This window comes from Paenibacillus sp. E222 (assembly GCF_013401555.1).
Lineage (GTDB): Bacteria > Bacillota > Bacilli > Paenibacillales > Paenibacillaceae > Paenibacillus.
Window position 1 is genome coordinate 2,687,287 of the sequence record NZ_CP058552.1, and the last position, 21,451, is coordinate 2,708,737.

The 21,451-nt window shown below is 46.2% G+C and carries 15 protein-coding genes and 2 tRNA genes; 13 read left to right on the top strand and 4 right to left on the bottom strand.

What is annotated here, in order from left to right; genetic code table 11:
• Positions 1–204 precede the first annotated feature (204 nt).
• Positions 205–1,902 carry a methyl-accepting chemotaxis protein gene (locus HW560_RS11995; RefSeq protein ID WP_179263234.1) on the top strand — a complete coding sequence of 566 codons (1,698 nt, stop codon included), beginning with the start codon at positions 205–207 and terminating at the stop codon, positions 1,900–1,902.
• 103 nt (positions 1,903–2,005) lie between these two features.
• On the opposite strand, the gene asnB is transcribed toward HW560_RS11995, so the two are convergent.
• The gene (asnB, locus tag HW560_RS12000) at positions 2,006–3,850 is read right to left on the bottom strand and encodes an asparagine synthase (glutamine-hydrolyzing) (RefSeq protein WP_090904399.1); all 1,845 of its coding nucleotides are present in this window, start codon (positions 3,848–3,850) and stop codon (positions 2,006–2,008) included.
• Positions 3,851–4,045: 195 nt separating this feature from the next.
• Between asnB and HW560_RS12005 the strand changes: the two genes are divergently transcribed.
• The 3 genes from HW560_RS12005 (at position 4,046) to HW560_RS33785 (ending at position 4,947) form a co-directional block, all read left to right on the top strand.
• The gene (locus HW560_RS12005) at positions 4,046–4,345 is read left to right on the top strand and encodes a hypothetical protein (RefSeq protein ID WP_090904398.1); all 300 of its coding nucleotides are present in this window, start codon (positions 4,046–4,048) and stop codon (positions 4,343–4,345) included.
• 25 nt (positions 4,346–4,370) lie between these two features.
• Positions 4,371–4,727, top strand: a complete 357-nt coding sequence (locus HW560_RS12010; protein ID WP_064635807.1) for a hypothetical protein — start codon at positions 4,371–4,373, stop codon at positions 4,725–4,727.
• A gap of 91 nt (positions 4,728–4,818) precedes the next feature.
• On the top strand, positions 4,819–4,947 hold the full coding sequence (locus HW560_RS33785) for a hypothetical protein (protein WP_256222456.1): 129 nt from the start codon (positions 4,819–4,821) through the stop codon (positions 4,945–4,947).
• 76 nt (positions 4,948–5,023) lie between these two features.
• Here HW560_RS33785 and HW560_RS12015 read toward each other — a convergent pair whose 3' ends face one another.
• A complete protein-coding gene (locus HW560_RS12015; RefSeq protein ID WP_053783120.1) occupies positions 5,024–5,317 on the bottom strand; it encodes a magnetosome magnetite crystal formation protein family in 294 nt (97 codons plus the stop codon).
• A gap of 283 nt (positions 5,318–5,600) precedes the next feature.
• Here HW560_RS12015 and HW560_RS12020 point away from each other — a divergent pair.
• The 3 genes from HW560_RS12020 (at position 5,601) to HW560_RS12030 (ending at position 11,264) form a co-directional block, all read left to right on the top strand.
• A tRNA-Arg gene (locus HW560_RS12020) sits at positions 5,601–5,674 on the top strand.
• Between the two features lie 423 nt (positions 5,675–6,097).
• Positions 6,098–6,892, top strand: coding sequence for a methyltransferase domain-containing protein (locus HW560_RS12025; RefSeq protein ID WP_257031866.1), 795 nt, complete (start codon positions 6,098–6,100; stop codon positions 6,890–6,892).
• A 382-nt stretch (positions 6,893–7,274) separates the two neighbouring features.
• Entirely contained in the window at positions 7,275–11,264 is a 3,990-nt protein-coding gene (locus HW560_RS12030; RefSeq protein WP_179263236.1) for a S8 family serine peptidase, read from the top strand.
• A gap of 279 nt (positions 11,265–11,543) precedes the next feature.
• Here HW560_RS12030 and HW560_RS12035 read toward each other — a convergent pair whose 3' ends face one another.
• A complete protein-coding gene (locus tag HW560_RS12035) occupies positions 11,544–12,776 on the bottom strand; it encodes a CynX/NimT family MFS transporter (RefSeq protein ID WP_090904396.1) in 1,233 nt (410 codons plus the stop codon).
• A gap of 553 nt (positions 12,777–13,329) precedes the next feature.
• Positions 13,330–13,403: transfer RNA gene (locus HW560_RS12040), tRNA-Arg, on the bottom strand.
• A gap of 325 nt (positions 13,404–13,728) precedes the next feature.
• Here HW560_RS12040 and HW560_RS12045 point away from each other — a divergent pair.
• The 6 genes from HW560_RS12045 to lonB all read left to right on the top strand — a co-directional run bounded on the left by HW560_RS12045 (position 13,729) and on the right by lonB (position 21,425).
• Positions 13,729–14,571: a hypothetical protein gene (locus HW560_RS12045; protein WP_110001505.1), complete on the top strand. Its 843-nt coding sequence runs from the start codon at positions 13,729–13,731 to the stop codon at positions 14,569–14,571.
• A 135-nt stretch (positions 14,572–14,706) separates the two neighbouring features.
• Positions 14,707–16,047: a trigger factor gene (gene tig, locus HW560_RS12050; protein WP_090904394.1), complete on the top strand. Its 1,341-nt coding sequence runs from the start codon at positions 14,707–14,709 to the stop codon at positions 16,045–16,047.
• A 377-nt stretch (positions 16,048–16,424) separates the two neighbouring features.
• Positions 16,425–17,015 carry an ATP-dependent Clp endopeptidase proteolytic subunit ClpP gene (gene clpP, locus HW560_RS12055; protein ID WP_024633993.1) on the top strand — a complete coding sequence of 197 codons (591 nt, stop codon included), beginning with the start codon at positions 16,425–16,427 and terminating at the stop codon, positions 17,013–17,015.
• Positions 17,016–17,027: 12 nt separating this feature from the next.
• Complete coding sequence (gene clpX, locus HW560_RS12060; protein WP_063566713.1) at positions 17,028–18,281, top strand: ATP-dependent protease ATP-binding subunit ClpX; 1,254 nt, start codon at positions 17,028–17,030, stop codon at positions 18,279–18,281.
• A gap of 123 nt (positions 18,282–18,404) precedes the next feature.
• Positions 18,405–19,502 carry a flavodoxin-dependent (E)-4-hydroxy-3-methylbut-2-enyl-diphosphate synthase gene (ispG, locus tag HW560_RS12065; RefSeq protein ID WP_090904393.1) on the top strand — a complete coding sequence of 366 codons (1,098 nt, stop codon included), beginning with the start codon at positions 18,405–18,407 and terminating at the stop codon, positions 19,500–19,502.
• Between the two features lie 168 nt (positions 19,503–19,670).
• The gene (gene lonB / locus HW560_RS12070) at positions 19,671–21,425 is read left to right on the top strand and encodes an ATP-dependent protease LonB (RefSeq protein ID WP_179263238.1); all 1,755 of its coding nucleotides are present in this window, start codon (positions 19,671–19,673) and stop codon (positions 21,423–21,425) included.
• Positions 21,426–21,451 lie beyond the last annotated feature (26 nt).

Sequence of the window (21,451 nt, forward strand, 5' to 3'; positions counted from 1 at the left end):
AAGGTCTTTTTTTATTTTGAACAAAAGATTCATGCTGCTGGCATATAGGTTAATAGGCTTAGGAGAAATTGTCGTTTAGGGGCATTGGGAATCATAATTTCGGGAGAAAAAACGACAAAAGTCCTAGTTTAATTTTAGAAGAATGGAGGGCACGGGAGTAAAACTACATAATTGCAAAACATCTGAACATATGGGGGAATTCACATGAAGAGAGTATCCATCAGTCGCAAATTACTGTTAGGTTTTGTAGCTGTATTGATTTTATTGGTGGCAGTTGTCGTCATCTCGTATACTCAATTTATCTCCGTAGAGAAAACATATACAGATCTCATCAAGGAACGTACGTATAAACTGCTTACGATTAAAAACATGATTATTGATGTGAAATCTCAGCAGGTTGCATTGCGAAACTATGTGACCGAAGCCAGTGATGCTAATGAGCAGCTGTTTCAATCGTCTTATGAAGATTACCGTAAAATAAGTGAAGAATTAAGATCAGGTCTTAAAACACAAACCATGATTGACCTTCTGGACCGTTCCGACCAGCGTGTGAAAGATTACTTAGCCTTTGGGCAGAATGTTATTGCATTAAAGAAACAGGATCGAAATAGTGAAATTACAACGTTGCTGCTCAACACAGGACCTGCAATCGTATCTGAATTTGAAGAAACCATGGCATCGATGGAGCAGGTTCAGCAAGATTTATTGGACACAGGGGTCGTGAATGCCAATCAGCTGATTCAAAAGGTAATCCGGTCAATTGTAATCATCGGTATTGTTTCGATCATTGTGGGAGCTGCCATTGCTTTACTTATGGGTAGATTGATCTCTAAACCGGTGGCTTCTGTTGCTAGAGCAGCAAGACAAATAGCTGAAGGTGATTTGACTGGCGAGGCGATCATTGTACGAAATAAGGATGAAATTGGCGAGTTGGCCCAATCCTTTAATACGATGTCGGTTCATTTACGCGAGTTGATTCATCAGGTGGGTAATAACGCGGATCGGGTAGCCGCCTCATCTGAAGAGCTAACGGCTAGTACGGAACAGACTGTGGCGGCGACAGAACAAGTGGCCATTACAATGGAAGAGATTGCTACCGGTATGGATACACAAGTGAGCATGGTTAGCGATGGGTTCCATACGATTAATGAACTATCCACAGGTTTTCGGCAAATTACTGAGAATACGCAAACGATGTCTGATGAAGCTACGAACGCATCGGCTAAAACCTTAGCTGGCAATGACTCGGTGCAATCGGCTGTGGAACAAATGAATTCCATCCATCAGACCGTACAGGGTCTTGCAACGGTTATTGAAGAGCTGGGTAACCACTCACAATCTATTGGTTCGATGGTGGAAACCATTTCCGAAATATCGGCGCAAACGAATCTGCTTTCGCTTAACGCAGCCATTGAAGCGGCAAGAGCTGGAGAACATGGACGCGGGTTTGAGGTGGTTGCTACCGAGGTGCGGAAGCTCTCGGAGCAATCGGCAAGGTCAGCAGAACAAATAGGCACATTGGTAGCCTCTATTCATAAAGGCATGAGTGATGCCGCCCAATCCATGGGAGAAGTGACTGCCGAGGTTCAGGCAGGGATCAGCCTTGTGCATAGAGCAGGAGACAGTTTTGAAGAAATTCGTGCAGCTGTCAGCAAGGTAGCAGGACAGACCCAGGAAGTATCCGCTTCTATTGAGCATATGGCGGCCGGGGTGGAACAGATCAACGTATCCATGAAAACAATCATGGATGTTACACAGAATGCAGCAGCAGGCACAGAAGAGGTCAGCGCGACGTCTGAGGAGCAATTGTCTGCTATGCAGGAGATATCTTCTGCTGCCAATGAACTTTCGTCCATGGCGGAAGAATTACAGCAGTCTCTGGGTCATTTTAAAGTGGGATGATGTGTAGACATAATTAAATCGAGTATGACAAAGGGGGGTGCCTGATGAACAGCTGATATGCTGCTCACCGGCACCCCTTTTAAGAAAGAAAAGATAGCTTTGTTTATCGAATGGCCACTTTGTACGTACGCAACCACGAGTTAATCTGTGTCAGATAAGCAAATAGCTGTGGACCCGACATTAACTGTCCAAACCAGGGCAGGTTCGATGAAGCATCCGGTGAGGAGGCCAATTTGCGAATTTGAGCTTTGTCGATTAATGGCAAGATCGGTGAACTTGCGTCATCCAGAATATCAAGCACCTGCTGTTTAACGGAAGCGAGATACTGCGGGTTATGTGTTTTCGGATACGGACTCTTTTTCCGGTACAACACATCGTCAGGCAGCACACCTTCCAGCGCTTTACGCAGAATGCCTTTTTCCCGTCCGCCTGTCATTTTCATGTCCCAAGGCACGTTAAACACATATTGAATCAAACGGTGATCACAGTAAGGTACCCGAACCTCAAGCCCGGCTCCCATACTCATCCGATCTTTCCGATCCAGTAGTGTAGGCATGAACCGGGTGATGTTCAGATAGGACATAACTCTCATCTGGGCAGCCTTACCGGTCTCCCCATCGAGTAAAGGCACTTCTGCTACAGCATCCGAGTAACGATCTGCGAGATAGTCGAGTGGTCTGATCCATTCCCGAATGTCCGGGGATAACAATCCTGCTCGCATATCAGGTGCTACAGACCATGGGAATGTACCGGAGTTCAGCATCTCTTCCCGATGGAACCAGGGATAACCGCCAAATACTTCATCTGCTGCTTCGCCTGAGATGGCAACGGTGGCTCCTTTTTTGATTTCTTTACAGAACAGATAGAGAGAGGAATCTACGTCCGCCATACCCGGTAAATCCCTTACGACCATCGCCTGAGTCAACGCATGAACCAGTTCTCCGTTTTCAATCTCAATCCAGTGATGATCTGTCTTCAGTTCATCCACCATTCGCTGAATCCAGGGTCCATCTGCACCAGGCTGGAAGGAATGCGCCTGAAAATGCTTTGCATTATCCACATAGTCGACAGAATATGTGCTGACCTGGCCTTGACCTGTACGGTTGTAATAATCCACGGCTAACGCAGATAGAGCACTTGAATCCAATCCCCCCGACAAAAGGGAGCAGACCGGAACGTCCGAAGCCAATTGGCGTTCTAATGTATCCTGCAACAGTCTGCGTACTTCGGCAGCTGTCTCCTCCAAATTATGTTCGTGATTCTGGCTTTCCAGCTTCCAGTAAGCATAGGTTTTAATGCCGTTTCGGTTGTAGATAAGCGCATGCGCAGGTTTGAGCTCATTAAGGGAGGAGTATACGCCGTGTCCAGGTGTCCGGGCAGGACCGACAATAAATACTTCTGCCAAACCTTCGGGTCCTACAGCAGCCTCAACATCCGGATGGATGAGCAGTGCTTTGGGTTCTGAGCCAAATACGAGTGCATCCTTTGCATGACTGTAGAAGAGGGGTTTGACGCCCAGCCGATCACGGGCGATAAAAACCTGTTCGCGTCCGCCATCCCATATAGCAAAAGCAAAAATGCCGTTAAACCGGTCAACGCAGGCCGGTCCCCACTCAATATAAGAGGCGAGCAGCACTTCCGTATCACATTGTGTGCGGAAATGGTGTCCGCGTTGGAGCAATTCCTTTTTCAACTCGGGTGCATTGTATAGTTCTCCGTTATACACGACGGTATAGGAGGTGTCTCCCTGTAACGCATGCATGGGCTGTGCCCCATTCTCCGGGTCCATAACGCTGAGACGCCGATGTCCGAACGCACAAGGATTGGAGATCCATGTACCTGAAGCGTCGGGCCCCCGGTTCGACAAGCTGTCCGTCATCTGGACCAGCAGCTCTGATTCCTGGGTCAAATCCCGATTCCACTGTATGAAGCCGGTTATACCGCACATGGTTTGTTCATCCTTTCTTAGTCGAGTCATTCATCCGTATGGCTGCTTGAGTTGCTAACAGCCAGCAAATGTTGTCTTTTTCGTCAGAAGTCGTAACAAATATATGCCGAAAGCAGGCATAAAATGTCTGTCCTCTTCGGAAACTATATCTAGGGACAACGGCCTCAACATGCCTGTGAAGGAGAGAACTTGCAAATGGACAGTATGACCTATTATGTATCTGTCATGGGGCGCTCTGTTATACCTGACCCGCACGTAACGTCGTATGAATGGGTGATCCAGGCAACGCCTCAGGAGGCGGAACAATTACTGGGATTGCTTAATCTGATGCAGGAAAAAGAGGAAGAGGCCTTTCCAGGAATGGTATTCCCTTGGCCGGATACGCCGGAGGAGTCTGTAAACCGCGCATATGAAGCTGTATTACAGCAGGTGTATCGGGAAATTTATCGCTTGGGAACACCAGAGACCCGATACCAGATCGAACAAAGTATATGAAATGGACAAAGGAGTGCGATAAAAAATGTATGCCATTCAGGATGCCAAAATACGCAGATTAACCGAAGTGGATGGATTGTCTTGTGCAGAAGTTGAGGTACAGCCAGGAAATACAGGTGATCCGTCTTTGCTTGTATACGTTGCGGCTACCCAGCCTGGGAATTCGCTTGAAGTCGTTCGAATTGTACGCAATCATTCAGATGCAGTTCTGGATTGGTACAATAACAATATGCACACAGCGTTTGAAGATGCTACGGAAACGGCGTTTGAGAACAGTGAAGGCATTACAGCCGGAGAAGATAAAGCCCGGTTTCAGAGTGAGCTCCTTGCTTTTGGATTACTGGGGCCGACGCTTCAACGCTATTTGGTGGGTCAAGGTTAAGCTAGGCGTTCCAACAAATGCCGATAGCGGCAAAGGATAAGCGGAATTACCCGGAGCCATACTATATGCAAGTTCCGGGGAGGTGATAGCAATGGCTTCCAAGTTCAAGAAAAACAAAGGGAACCTTTATGCACATCATACCGAGTTTGCCGAGGAAGTGCTCGCCATTAACAGCAAGCGTCCTGCCCAGAAAAATCCGTGGCTTAAGGGAAACAAGTAACCGGAATGCAGAAACCCGCCCTTCTTTCGAAAGGCGGGTTTTTGAATGTTTAATTGAACGTGATTGGAAGCTTTGCTCAGGCATATTCACGCAGTACTTGAATACCTTTGACAATATTGTACACAAAACTTAATGCATAAATGACAAAGAACAAAATTACAAATCCGACAGCGGAACCCAGACTGTGTGCGGTAACGAAGAAATACAGCAGCGGGATTGCCGCAAGAAACGGGAATATATGCGAGAATAAGGCTCGTTTCGCATGTCCCTCAATATAGTTGTCCTTGGCCACAATCCAAATAATGATGGGGAACAGGAACGGGGCAAAGAAAATACTAAAATAGGATAATGCTGATAAAAGTTGTCTCATATCGGTTTCTCTCCTTTATTTGGTTCAGTAGAATATATGTATCCAAATGATTACCCAGCAGGTCTCATCCTGAATATATCTGCCCATGTTCTAAACGCCCTGAGCTTAATATTCTCAATATTGCCTGCTTAAAGCATTCATATTCTGTAGCTGTCCTGAGTATGAAAATAATACGTTCAAGTCATGAGGAACGATGCAATTATTAATTTTTTTATAAAACTATTGAAAAATATAGAAATGAGAGTATAATAGGAATCGCGCGGTATTTTTATTATACATATTTGTCTCAGTAGCTCAGCAGGATAGAGCAACGGCCTTCTAAGCCGTCGGTCGGGGGTTCGAATCCCTCCTGGGACGTTAGAAAAAGCTTCCTTATGGGAAGCTTTTTTGCGTACAGGGGAAGAGAACCCCAAAGGTTCGTCGGAGCATAGGCTTCGGTAGGAATACTTCGCAGTCTCGACGGCAAGGAGAGTATCCCTCCTGGGACGTAAGAAAAGGCTTCCTTCGGGAAGCCTTTTTGCGTACAAGGGAAGAGAACCCCAATGGTTCGTCGGAGCATAAGTTTCGGTAGGAATACTTCGCAGTCTCGACTGGAAGGAGAGTGGCATTTCCTCCAGGCATCAAAAAAAGCTCCCCGAGGGGCAGTAGAGGGAGGCCTTTGAGTTAAATGATTTGTGTTTATGGAAAAGAGACGAGCATTTATAGGTATAAACTATCAAGTGAATAGAATTTATATATTTAATTAATAAACCATCTTATGACACAATGAAGATATCAATCATGAAAGCGATGGTGGTATCCATGCAATCGATTAATCAATGGCAAGCGGATGAGTATGACAACAAACTGGCTTTTGTATCGGGTTACGGTAAAAGTTTAATCTCATGGCTTCAACCTCAAAAAGGGGAATACATCCTTGACTTGGGCTGCGGGACGGGGGATTTGACGTACGAAATTTCTATATCACAGGCTGAGGTAGTTGGCATGGATGCATCACCGGACATGATTCGTCGTGCAAGAGAGAAGTTTCCCGATATTGAGTTCATGGAGGGGGACGGCCATCAGTTTGCGACGAACAAGCTCTATGATGCCGTCTTTTCCAATGCAGCTCTGCACTGGATGCGAAGTCCACGACTTGTAGTGGATAGTATATGGAAGTCTTTGAAGCCTGGGGGACGTTTTGTGGCGGAGTTCGGTGGCAAAGGAAATGTGCAGATCATTGTAAATGCATTAGAAGAAGTGTTTGAACGACACACTGGCATTCCTGGATCGGAACGCAACCCTTGGTATTTCCCGACGATCGGACAATATAGCAACATTTTGGAACAATGTGGATTTTTGGTGCGGCAGGCCTACCACTATGACCGTCCTACCAGACTGACGGATGGTGAACAGGGTATAGAGGGCTGGTTGGCCCATTTCGGAGGGGACTATTTTGATGGTTTGAGTCAGGAGCAAATTCAGGAAATCTGTCGTGAAACTAGCCAAATCGTTGTGCCGAAACTTTGGGAAGAAGATGCAATCTATGCCGATTATAAGCGTCTTCGAATTGAAGCAGTGAAGCCGGGAAGTTAAATAATCAAGAGATGTATCTTTGTTAAATGAATCAATAGCATATTTTTCATGAAATCCATTGATCACATATAGGCTGGGGATCTCTTTCGAAATGAAGAGGTTCTTGGTCTTTTTTCCTATGTTGTATTTAGAAATTGAATTATTCAATCGACAAATAAATACAATTTCACACGGTTCTCTTACTCAAGAACCATATAAGTAACTTTTATATCATAATTGTAATTATTTAGAAGGGAAATGTGCTATTTTAGTAGAATAATTTACCAAGGGTCAATCTTCTTGCAGATAGGGCGGTGAGTTGTCACAGGTATTGCAGTACTTGTCATAGCAGGACCCAAGCGATTGGTGAGGTACTTTCATATTGAGAAGGAGGGGCATAGCCTTGAATAAACGATTGATATCCATATTGTTAAGTATCCTTATGACTTTTTCTATCATCATGCCAGCGGCCGGAGCCGCTCCTGTAGGTGTTCAGCTTGAGAACTCGTTAAGCAAGGGCGAAGCCACACAATGGAGAGAGATTCTTGCCCAGCGGGAAGGAAAGCTTGCAGCAGATCCATTTTTGGACAAGAGCCTGGAAGGTCTTGGGGGAGAGAAAACAAGAGTAATTGTTGAGCTCTCCAATAAACCAGTTGCAGTTGCTCAAGGCGAATCTACCCTCTCTGGAAAATCTTTTACCTCCTCTATGGAAACAAAGGCTGTGACTCAAGTCGAGCAACAACAACAGTCATTTGTACATAGCCTCACTCAGAATAAAATCAAACACGAAGTATTGGAAAATTACACATATGCCCTGAATGGTGTAGCCATCGAACTTAAGGGCAACCAATTGGGACAGTTGCTTCGCATTCCGGGCGTAGTCAGTGTATACCCTGACCTTGAAATTACCGTAGCCCCGGAAACAGATGAAGTGAACCCTTATATGAAAGATACTGCACCATTTATTGGCGCCCCTGAAGTATGGAATCTGGGTTACAAAGGAAAAGGCGTCAAAGTTGGTGTTATTGATACAGGAATCGATTATGAACATCCTAATTTGCAAGACGCCTACAAAGGTGGTTGGGATTTCGTTGCAAATGACAATGATCCTTATGAGACAACACGTGAAGAATGGAAAGTATCTGGCGCACCTGAATTTAATGCCAATGGAAGCGCCTATTACACATCCCACGGTACTCATGTAGCCGGTACCATTGCTGCTCGTGAAGCAGGGGACTACGGCATTGTCGGCGTTGCACCCGAAGCTGACATCTATGCCTATCGTGTGCTTGGGCCCTACGGAAGTGGTCAAACTTCATGGGTGCTTGGTGGAATTGACCGTTCCGTTGCCGATGGTATGGACGTGATCAATCTCTCGTTGGGTAACGCTGCCAATGATCCAAGTTATATCACTTCAGTTGCACTTAATAATGCCATGCTGTCTGGCGTGACTGCAGTTGTGGCAAGCGGAAATGATGGTCCAAATCGTTATACATTAGGTTCTCCAGGAGCATCTGCTATGGCCATCACTGTAGGTAACTCCACAGGGCCTAGCCAGAGTATAACAGCCAACACTCATTTCTGGATTGGTGAGGAAGGTGAAGGTACGCTACCTGAAGAACAACCTGTCCCTGAGGTTGAGCCGTCTCCTGAACTGGGTACAGCACCGGGTACGGATACGTCTGAAGTTCCGACTCAAGGCGAACCATCAACCACATCGGAAGACGCGACAAGCGAAGAAGCTTCATCAACAAACGAAGCTGCATTGTCTGAATCAGCATCTGACGATGCTACAGATTTAGATGTGGAAGCCAGCCAGTCAGAAGAGAGTGTTCAGCCAGCATCGCCTTCGGCACCAGTCGAAACCTCTCCAGAGGTTGCACCTGTGAAAGAAGAGCCTGCGATTGCTCCAACTGAAACGGAGCAAAATCCATTGGCTGTTACTGAGTCGGTGTACCGACTTGATGTAATGGGCTGGAGTCTTTCAGCTGATCCCGAATCGGTTTTGACGGATCAATATGATCTTTTATTTGCAGGGTTGGGTAAACCGACCGACTTTGAAGGCAAGGATTTTACAGGAAAAGTGGCTTTTGTGCAGCGCGGTGAGTTGGCATTTGTGGAGAAAGTAGCTAATGCCAAAGCTGCTGGTGCAGTTGCTATTATCGTATATAACAATATTCCAGGCCCGATCGGCGTAAGTTTGGGAGATAATTTTGAACTTATTCCAACCTTGAGCATGTCGAAGGAAGATGGAGAAAGTATCAAGGCTGAACTGGATGCCGGTCAACGTGTTGAAGTAAGCTTCAGTGACTTCATTAAAGGTCAAACGGCTGGCGATGAAATGAATGCATCCAGCTCCCGCGGACCAGCCAAGGTGACTCTGGATATCAAACCGGATGTAGTTGCACCGGGGACCAGCATTCTGTCTACAGTTCCTGCCTATGGCAAGGACGAGCCTGGAGCAGATTATTCACAGGCTTATGATCGTAAATCAGGTACAAGTATGGCTACACCTCATGTTGCCGGGCTGGTTGCCCTGTTGATTGAGAAGCACAGTGACTGGACACCATTTGATATTAAAGTTGCACTCATGAACAATAGTAAAGTGCTCGACACAACAAAATATGATGTGTTTGATCAAGGTGCAGGACGTATTCAAGCAGTAAAAACGATTGATCCTGCTGCATTTGTTAAAGTATTGGACGTAACGAAGTACACAGAGAATGGTGTGGCTGTTGAGAAGCCTAATGTTATAGGTAGTGTCAATTTCGGCAACTTCCTGAGCACGGACGAAAAAACAGTCAGCAAAACAATCAAAGTGGAGTCGCAGAATGGCAGTGGTGGAAACTACACTGTAAGCGTGAATCCAACACGTACGGTACCTGGTGTATCCGTTGTGGTAGACAAGAGCTCTTTTACACTGAATGGTGAGGAAGAGTTGCAGGTTACCATTACAGTTCCAAAAGGTGTTACTGCGGTAACAGAAGCGCAAGGATACCTTCAGTTGTCTAATGGAACGGACACATTTACGGTTCCGTATGTCGCACATTTCAACCTTACCCTTGCAGGCGTTAAATACATTGAGACTGTCAATGGTACAGAGAAGAACCCATTCCATTATCCATTGAAGTCGGATGGTACCCTGGATACACTTAATGTAGCTATGGAATTCTACAATCCGATGAATTTTGCCCTTATTGAGATCTTTGATGGCCTTAACCCTGAGGGGGGCTATTATGGTGATGGATATATTGGATCTATTTTTGGGAACTACTACAATTTCGCTGCCAACACAAGATATACTCTGGCTTGGGATGGACAGTATGCTGACTACACTACCGACGAGGTAACGACAATTCCAGATGGTCTTTATACGGTTGACATCACTACAATCGGTGTGGATGGCAAAACGTATATCGAAGATACTTCTCCATTCTTGGTGAAAAAAGCAGCGCCGGTTGTAACAGCACCGGATAAGTTGGAATTCAAGCAAGATGAATCTGTTGTTATTGATGGCAGCGTGGATGATTTGTACTTCCGTGTTGCTCCTTCACTTAAAGAGAACTGGAACATTGAGTTTGATCCAGCGGCTGCCTTGAAAGCAACGTACGTCCTGAAAAAAGAGGATGGTTCGATTTACAAGGAGGGTGTATTTGAAGTAAAACCTGATGGTAGCTTCACACTTCCTTTAGAAGGCATCCAAGCAGGTGAATATGCTGTTGAACTTACGGTAAAAGACCAACAAGGGCTTTCTGGTAAAGCCACTACGGCCCTGAGTTTGAAATCCAAGGAGACTGAGCCGGAAACTCCAGCTGTCAAAGCGCCTGGAACACCTGTGTTGTCTCATAATAATTGGGTTGGTAATGGCCTGAGCGAAGGCTCATATATCGTTACCATGAACCTGTGGTGGGGCGAGAACGCCACCAGCTACAAACTTTATGAGGACGGGGTTTTGATCGATACGCAGAAGTTGACCTACAATGCGCCTCTGGCACAGTTTGCCCAAACGAAGATCACAGGCAAAGCCAACGGCACCTATACGTACGTAGCCGAGCTAACGAACGACAAAGGGACCACGCGGAGTCAGACACTGACAGTCAAGGTTACCAACGCATCGCCAGGCAAAGCAGTTCTCTCTCAAGATAACTGGGATGGCGACGGCAATTATAAGGTTACTATGAACTTGTGGTGGGGAACCAATGCCACGGAATACCGGCTCTACGAAAATGATAAGTTGATCGACACCCAAGCACTCAAGGCTGTTACGCCTAATGCGCAAAGTGCTGTTACTTCGCTGACTGGGCGCGCTTCGGGTACGTATACGTACCGGGCTGAGTTGCTCAACGCAGCTGGTGTCACCAGCACGGACAAGATCACGGTAAAAGTGAAGTAAGTTCTTCGGCACTAATTTATTGAAGGAATTGTTTTTCGTATATGCGGTCTTCATCCTGAACTCACGGGATGGAGGCCGTTTTATTTTGTTTTTCTGTCTTGTGATGGATGACTGCTCGTGGTCCTGTTAATTTGTAATTGAACATAGTTCGTATGAAAGTGCGTCATAAATAAAACGCTCCCCTTAGGAGGAGGACAGGTTTTGTTAGCCTGTCACCACCATAAGGAGAGCGTAAGTTAAAAGTCTCGTATATGATCAGAAGTTATCCTTTTATTGAAACTAACCGATCACTCGATTCTTGCTGGCCTTGATACCTGCGATCAGCAAAACAACCGCAAGGATAACCTGTACCAGCAGGGGAAGGGTCCATCCTTGTGTCCAATCATGAAGCACGCCGAACAGCAAAGGTCCGACCGCCGCCAGCATGTATCCTAAGGATTGAGCCATACCTGAGAGACCAGCAGCCTGTCTTGCATCGGACGTACGCAGTACAAAAAACATGGTTACAAGCCCGAACGAAGCCCCGGCTCCAACGCCGGCCAAAGCAACACCGACGGTTACGAGAGAGGGAATGCCGCTTAAAAGGAATGCATATCCCAGAATCAGACATGAGCCAGTAATTGCTGTCAGCTTACGTTGGTCCTTCATTCGTCCAGCGAGAATGGGAACGATGAACGTTACCGGAACGCTAACCATTTGCATCAGGGATAACATCCAGCCCGCTGAAGAGGAACTGAAACCCTGATCAGATAGAACCTCGGGCAGCCAGGTAATTGTCGTGTAAAAAATTAAAGATTGCAGTCCCATGAACAACGTAACATGCCAGGCTAAGGAAGAGGAAATAAGACGAACCGGCTTCGCTTCTGTTCTCGAAGCCACATAAACTTCGCCGCGACGTCCAGAACGGACGTGAGGCAGCCAGAGAATCAGGGCTAGAATGGACAGTATAGCCCACATGCCCAGTGAAGCGTGCCATCCCATGGAAGTTAAACCTGCAGCAGGAACACTGATTCCTGAAGCGATGGCGCCCCATATATTCATGGATACGGAATAGAGACCGGTAACAAGTCCCACTCGCAATGGGAAATCCCGTTTAATTAGACTTGGCAGCAATACATTGCTTAGGGCAATGCCACATCCAAGAATCGCTGTTCCTGCAAAGAGAACGGGAACAGAGGGCATAAACCTTAGGGATACACCTATGGTCACGAGAATTATGGCGGTTAACAGAGCGGTTTCTAGTCCGAATCTTCGCGCCAATTGTGGAGCGAACGGAGAAATTGCCGCGAAGGCAAGCAAAGGAAGAGAAGTAAGCAAGCCTGCCATTGTATGACTTATTCCTGTATCTGTACGGATCAGTTCCACAATTGGACCTGTTGCCGTAATAGGTGAACGCATTGTTGCTGCGATAACGATAATGCCTGCCAGCAAAAGCCCAAGTTTCATGGATGCTGACGATGAATTATCGATTGCAGAGCGGTCAGGTGAGTTTTGATGTAAAGATGATGGCATGGTAAATCTCCTATAGTTTATTTGTCTAATATGTATGCATTGATACATACCTATACATAAACAAGCATAACATCCCGTGTCAACATCAGGCGATTAACGTATTCAACCATCCCTAGAACGCAAAAAAAAGCTTCCCGAAGGAAGCTTTTTTTCTTACGTCCCAGGAGGGATACTCTCCTTGCCGTCGAGACTGCGAGGTAGTGCTCCGGAAGCTTATGCTCCGACGAACCAATGGGGTTCTCATCCCCAGAACGCAAAAAAAGCTTCCCGAAGGAAGCTTTTTTTAATACGTCCCAGGAGGGATACTCTCCTTGCCGTCGAGACTGCGAAGTAGTGCTTCCGAAGCTTATGCTCCGACGAACCATTGGGGTTCTCATCCCTAGAACACAAAAAAGCTTCCCGAAGGAAGCTTTTTTTAATACGTCCCAGGAGGGATACTCTCCTTGCCGTCGAGACTGCGAAGTAGTGCTCCCGAAGCTTATGCTCCGACGAACCATTGGGGTTCTCATCCCCAGAACGCAAAAAAGCTTCCCGAAGGAAGCTTTTTTTAATACGTCCCAGGAGGGATTCGAACCCCCGACCGACGCCTTAGAAGGGCGTTGCTCTATCCAGCTGAGCTACTGAGACATGAAATTTTTCAAGCAAAATTGATTTTATCATAAATAATGATGAATATCAAACATTTTATTTTAAACTATTTTTCGTATATGATATTTGGCGGCGGTAACGTTTTTTTCATTATAATTAAGGTTATGTTAGAATATCAGAAGAACTCAAAAAATAGATCGACTTTCGTTTAATATACATCTATTTATGGTTGATTGCGACTGGAGATTCAGGATACAGAGGAGGTGCTCCTATTAAGGAATCCACGACCCCGGAAACCGAGCACAGTAACAATATCGTGCTGTTTCCTAAGACGCTGGACTATTACCAGATTCAATTGACGGTTATGCTAGAAAATGAACGATATGGTGAAGCGATGGACCTGCTTCGCTTTTTGCTGCAATGCCAAGGGCAGGAAGAACGGCATTACGACGAATGGCGAGCCTTGCTCGAATGGCTTGAAGCTGCTTTCCCTCATTATGGGGAAGATTTGCCCGAGATTCGTGAAGAGCGTGAGGAAGAGGACATTAGTGAAGAGGACATGGCACGCCAACATGCCCGGTCCAAGCTCGAGCAGGATGACGGCTATGCGGATAAACTGCTTCGTACCGTGATGGAGGAACCTTTATCTGAACAAACGATGCTGGCGCTGGAGCAGCTTGCGTATCTCGAACGACCAGAAATTGATGATTCGCTTACCGGTTGGCTCAAAGACAAGACACTGCATCCATTGCTTCAGTTCCGTGTGCTTCAAACATTACGTCGCCGAGGTGTCCAAGGCATTATTGCGTTTACTCGAGGGGAAGAGCCGGTTGAAGTGGAAATTGATACCGTTCCGCTTAGACCTGAGGATTTCCCGATTCAGATCGTTCAGATTCTTGAAAGAGTGGCAGATCAGACGGAGGTTCATGAACCTACGCTCTTTTATTTTGCACAAGAACTGTGGATTCAATATGTCATGGCCGTGTACGGAACCCGTGATTACATGTCCATGCTGGAAGAAAATGATTCCATGACAGATATCTGGGCAGCCGCTCTACATATGACCGTAGCAGACAGTCTGGGCGGTTCGCATGACGAGGAAGATACTCGCTCAATGTATGCTGTGACAGGGGCGATGCGCTTTCGTCTGGAGCAAGCATATCGATCGATGAAGCAGTTTGTTTCTGCCGGTTTGGACGGTCAATAGGAGCCGGAAACGTTTTCCTCAAACCGTATCAAGGGATTCCCCTTGAAAAAGAATCTAATCTTGTTTATACTAAAATGGTTATTTTGTACGTGATTGCCTACGTGAACATGTGAATTTTGGAGGGGAAAGTATACAATGAAAGCAACTTGGGAAAAGATAGAGAAGAACCTTGGGGTTCTTGAGGTTGAAGTGGGTGCAGATCGTGTAACTGCAGCACTCGACAAAGCTTTTAATAAAGTAGTTAAACAAGCAAACGTACCTGGATTCCGTAAAGGTAAAGTTCCACGTCCAATTTTCGAAGCTCGTTTTGGTGTGGAAAGCTTGTATCAAGAAGCAATCGACATTTTGCTTCCTGAAGCTTACACAGAAGCAATCGACCAAACGGACATCTTCCCGGTTGATCGTCCTGATGTAGATATCGAACAATTCGCTAAAGGACAAGTTTTCAAGTTCAAAGCGAAAGTAACCGTTAAACCTGAAGTTACACTGGGTGACTACAAAGGCGTTGAAGTTGCTGTAGCCAAACATGAAGTAACTGATGTTGAAGTGACTGAAGAGCTCGAGCGTCTTCAACAACGTCACGCAGAACTCGTTGTTATCGACGAAGGTGCTGCACAAAACGGCGACGTTGCTGTAATCGACTTTGACGGTTCCGTTGATGGTGTACCGTTCGAAGGCGGACAAGCTGAGCGTTATTCCCTGGAACTTGGTTCCAACACGTTCATCCCAGGATTTGAAGAGCAGGTTGTGGGTCTGTCCACAGGCGACTTCAAAGACGTTGAAGTGACTTTCCCAGAGAGCTACCATGCAGCTGAACTGGCTGGCAAACAAGCGGTTTTCAAAGTGAAAGTACATGAAATCAAACGTAAACAGCTTCCTGAGCTGGATGATGAATTTGCTAAAGATGTTAGTGAATTCGATACGCTTGAAGAGTACAAAGCTGATCTGAAAAAACAATTGGAATCCCGTAAAGCAGACGAAGCCAAAGCAGCTCAAGAAAATGCTGTTGTAGAAAAAGTGGCTGAAAATGCTGAAGTGGACATTCCTTCTGCAATGGTTGAGAGCGAAGTACAAAACATGATGCGTGATTTCGACAACCGTCTGCGCAACCAAGGTATGAACCTGGAAATGTTCCTGAGCTTCTCTGGTCAAACACAAGCTGACCTGAGAGGACAAATGCAGGAAGATGCTTCCAAACGTGTTCGTAACAACTTGGTTCTTGAAGCAGTTGGTAAAGCGGAGAACATTGAAGTGTCTGACGAAGAAGTTAACCAAGAACTCGAAAAAATGGCTGAGTCTTACAAGCGTCCTGCTGAAGAGATTCGTGGCATTCTCGAGGGTAATGGTTCCCTGGACAGCCTTCGTGATGAAGTGAAACTGCGTAAAACGATCGATGTTCTCGTTGAGAACAGCAAAGTCGTTGAAGCTGTTGAAGCTCCAGCTGAAGAAGTTGCTGCAGAAGCTGACGAAAAATAAGACAAGCTGTTATGTAATGAACAGCTGAATAAACGATAAGGCACGTGAATCATTGCGTGCCTTATTTTTAAATTATGGCATCCATTTTATAGAGGATTCAGTAATAATATGGATGGGATTTGTTGCGGAATTGGTTATGCATATCCAACGTGCTATGGTTCTCCTGCAAATAAAAAAAAGGTGAAACGGCATAGGATTGCTCCGATTTGCACATACATAGAAAACATGGTTAAATATGATCAGGCTAAAAAGTAAACTCACCCCGTCTTGACACCACTTGTGAAAAATGACATTGTCACAGGAACGTGTTAGAATGAATTTGGGTTTGCTTTACAGGTAGCCTATGTCTAATTACATGTAGAAAAGAGGTTGGTCTCATGAGTCTGGTGCCAATGGTTGTAGAACAAACCAATCGAGGCGAGCGTTCTTACGATATATATTCGCGTTTGCTGAAGGATCGCATTATTTTTCTAACCAGTGCGATTGATGACGATGTAGCCAATCTTGTCATAGCTCAGCTTTTGTTTTTGGCAGCCGACGATCCTGAGAAGGATATCAGCTTGTACATTAATTCACCTGGTGGTTCTGTCACCGCAGGGATGGGTATATACGATACGATGCAATATATCAAGCCGGATGTATCGACCATTTGCGTAGGTATGGCAGCAAGCATGGGCTCGTTATTGCTGACAGCAGGTGCTCCTGGCAAACGATATGCGCTGACAAACAGCGAAGTGATGATTCATCAGCCGCTTGGCGGCGTTCAAGGACAGGCTGCGGATATCAAAATTCACGCAGAATGGATTATTAAAACACGTCAGAAACTGAATCAAATATACGTCGATCGTACAGGTCAACCCCTTGAGAAAATCGAGCGGGACACAGACCGTGACTTTTTCATGAGTGCTGAAGAAGCCAAAACGTACGGCATTATTGACCAGGTGCTCAGCAGACCGATCAATTCCTAAAGGGGTGGTTTCATGTTTAAATTTAACGATGAGAAAGGGCAATTGAAATGCTCTTTTTGCGGTAAATCTCAGGAACAGGTGCGCAAGCTGGTCGCTGGACCGGGCGTTTACATTTGTGATGAATGTATCGAACTGTGCACTGAAATCGTAGAGGAAGAGCTCGGTCATGACGAAGAACTGGACCTCAAAGATATTCCAAAACCGAAAGAAATCCGCGATATTCTTGACCAGTACGTTATTGGACAGGATCAGGCTAAGAAGTCTTTGTCTGTAGCGGTTTACAATCACTATAAACGGATCAACACGCAAAGCAAGATTGAGGACGTTGAATTGCAAAAAAGTAACATTTTGCTGTTAGGGCCTACGGGTTCTGGTAAAACGTTGCTTGCGCAAACGATGGCTAAAATCCTTAATGTTCCTTTTGCTATTGCTGATGCAACTTCATTGACGGAAGCAGGTTATGTCGGCGAAGATGTAGAGAACATTCTGCTCAAGCTGATTCAAGCTGCTGATTATGATGTGGAAAAAGCAGAGCGCGGCATTATTTATATCGATGAAATTGATAAAGTAGCGCGTAAATCCGAGAACCCATCCATTACACGTGATGTATCGGGTGAAGGTGTTCAACAGGCGCTCCTGAAAATTCTGGAAGGAACTGTTGCTTCTGTACCACCACAAGGTGGTCGTAAGCATCCACATCAGGAATTCATCCAGATCGATACTACGAACATACTCTTCATTTGCGGCGGTGCCTTCGATGGTCTGGAGCAAATGATCAAACGCCGGATCGGTAAAAAAGTCATTGGCTTTAACACCGTTGCGGAACAAAAAGATCTTAAACCAGGTGAATATCTGGGTATGGTATTGCCGGAAGACTTGCTGAAATTCGGTCTGATTCCGGAATTTGTAGGCCGTTTGCCAGTTATCTCCACTTTGGAGCCGCTGGACGAAGACACATTGGTACGGATTCTTTCCGAGCCAAAAAATGCGCTTACGAAACAATACCAAAAACTGCTTGAGCTGGATAATGTAAATCTGGTGTTCGAACCAGGAGCATTGCTTGCGATTGCGAAGGAAGCCATTAAACGTAACACGGGTGCACGTGGACTGCGTGCAATTATCGAGGGCATTATGCTTGAGATTATGTATGAAGTACCTTCCCGTGATGATGTTACGAACTGTGTCATTACCGAAGAGGTCGTTGAGAAGAGAGTCGTGCCTGAACTGAGCCAATCCAAGGACGACAAGCAGGAAGAAAGTGCCTAACTAAAGGGTAATATTCCGTTTCAACACTGAAATATAGACTTGTCAGTTCTCCACTCCTGGCAGAAGGCGAATTCATGTCTCTGTCAGGGTGGAGCTTTGACGTTGTGGGGAGAGAAATCACTCATGTTTTTAAGACAAGATACACGACCCGTAAAAGTGGGAAACTTAACGATTGGTGGCAGCAACGAGGTCATCATCCAGAGCATGTGTACAACGAAAACGGCAGACGTTGAGGCAACCGTGGCAGAGATTTTGCGTTTGGAAGAAGCAGGCTGCCAAGTAGTGCGTGTAACGGTGAATAATGAGGAAGCTGCCGCAGCCATCAAGGAAATCAAGAAACGGATTCATATTCCGCTCGTAGCGGATATCCATTTTAATTATAAACTGGCGCTCCTTGCGATTGAAAACGGCATCGATAAAGTACGGATTAATCCCGGCAATATCGGTAAACGATCCAAAGTGGAAGAAGTGGTCAAGGCTTGTAAAGAGAAAGGTATTCCGATTCGCATCGGGGTAAATGCGGGTTCGCTTGAAAACCATTTGCTTGAGAAATATGGGTATCCAACGGCTGATGCTATGGTAGAAAGTGCATTGTATCACATTGGTATTCTGGAAGAGCTTGACTTCCATGATATCATTGTATCCCTCAAAGCTTCGGATGTACCGATGGCGATTGAAGCGTATACCAAAGCGGCTCAAATCATCAAATATCCTTTGCATCTGGGCATTACTGAGGCGGGGACGTTGTTCTCTGGTACAATCAAAAGCTCGGCCGGTATGGGTGCTTTGTTATCCATGGGTATTGGCTCAACGATGCGGATATCGCTTAGTGCGGACCCGGTTGAAGAGATCAAGGTTGCGCGTGACTTGCTCAAAACCTTTGGTCTGATTTCCAATGCAGCTACGCTGATTTCATGCCCTACCTGTGGACGTTTGGATATCGATCTGTTCTCTATTGCAAATGAAGTGGAAGAGTATATCTCCAAGCTCAAGGTGCCGATCAAAGTATCCGTGCTGGGTTGTGCCGTTAACGGCCCGGGTGAAGCCAAGGAAGCGGATATCGGTATTGCCGGTGCACGCGGAGAAGGCTTGTTGTTCCGTCATGGTAAAATGATCCGTAAAGTGCCGGAAGAGATCATGGTTGAGGAATTGAAAAAAGAGATCGACAAAATCGTGGAGTCCTATGAAACGACAGGAGTTATTCCTGGCCGCTCGCACTGATTGATTTATATAACGTTTTGCAACAGTCCGTCAGCAATGACGGGCTGTTTTTTTTCTCAAACATACAATTTCCTGATTACCCGTTTACGTCTCGGTGAAAAGGCTATACTACCAAGTATTAGCATGATCTCATATGAGAATAGGGATAGAACAGGAGGATGTTGAGACATGGAATTTGGTATGGTCATAATGATGATTCAGTTATTTTTTGGTGTGGTGATCGGTTTGTATTTCTGGAATTTGCTTCGTGGCCAGAAAACAAATCGCAGCGCGGTGGAGCGTGAATCCCGCAAGGAACTGGAGAAGCTGCGCAAGCTGCGCTCCATTTCACTCACCAAGCCTCTGGCAGAGAAGACACGTCCGGCAACCATTAATGATATTGTAGGGCAAAAAGACGGACTCCGCGCCCTTAAAGCCGCGCTATGCAGTGCTAATCCACAGCATGTCATTATATATGGCCCACCAGGGGTCGGGAAAACAGCTGCGGCAAGGGTGGTATTGGAAGAAGCCAAAAAGAATCCGTCCTCTCCTTTCAAGGCCGATGCCAAATTCACGGAACTCGATGCCACGACGGCGCGTTTTGATGAACGGGGTATTGCTGACCCTTTGATTGGTTCAGTGCATGATCCGATCTATCAAGGAGCAGGAGCGATGGGCGTAGCAGGCATTCCACAGCCAAAACCCGGTGCGGTTACAAAAGCGCATGGGGGGATGCTTTTTATTGATGAGATCGGAGAACTGCATTCTATTCAGATGAATAAACTGCTGAAAGTATTGGAGGACCGCAAGGTCTTTTTGGAAAGTGCGTACTATAACTCGGAAGACACGCATACTCCTGCTTATATCCACGATATTTTTCAAAATGGTCTGCCAGCCGATTTTCGTCTAGTCGGAGCGACAACTCGTTCGCCCCATGAACTGCCTCCAGCCTTGCGCTCGCGGTGCATGGAGGTCTATTTCCGTCCATTGCTGCCCGAAGAGATTGGGCAAATTGCGGAAGATGCCATTCAGAAAATCGGATTCAGTCCATGTCCAGAAGCAGTTGATGTGGTTAAGCGCTATGCAACCAATGGCCGTGAAGCGGTCAATATTATTCAGCTCGCTGCTGGGCTGGCTTTGACTGAAAAACGTGAAACGCTGCAGGCGTCGGATGTGGAATGGGTCGCTGGCAGCAGCCAGATTCAGCCCCGGCCAGATCGCAAGGTGCCTTTGCGGCCACAGATCGGTTTTGTGAATGGCTTGGCCGTATATGGACCGAACATGGGCACCATTCTGGAGATCGAAGTATCCGCTGTTCCGGCTCTTCGAGATCAGGGACGGATTAACATCACGGGAGTTGTGGATGAGGAAGAGATTGGAGGCGGTTCGCGCACACTCCGGCGAAAAAGCATGGCTAAAGGCTCGGTTGAAAATGTGTTAACCGTATTAAAGGCCATGGGTATTCGTCCTAACGACTATGATTTACACGTCAACTTCCCAGGTGGAACGCCAATTGATGGTCCATCTGCCGGGATTGCTATGGCGACAGCCATTACATCAGCTATTCAGGGGCGTCCGATTGACCATGAGACAGCGATGACTGGCGAGATCAGTATTCATGGCCGGGTAAAACCGATCGGTGGTGTACTCGCCAAAGTAGAGGCTGCATTCCAGGCCGGTGCTAAGACAGTCATTATTCCGGCAGAGAACTGGCAGTCCATCTTTGAAAATCTGGATGGCTTACGTGTTATCCCGGTCGATACTGTTGAAGATGTATTCCGAGAAGTATTTGACTGGGTGCCTAATGAGGAGCAAGCGAAACAAATCAACCTTGCGGAGGAGGCAGGGACACCTGCACCGGAGATTTTCCCACCGGCATCCGCATCCTATTTACGTGCTGACTTGCCCCGTCCAAGACAGGTTACAGATTCGGGAAGCTGCTAAGCGCTTCCCTTCATTGGTTTTTTATG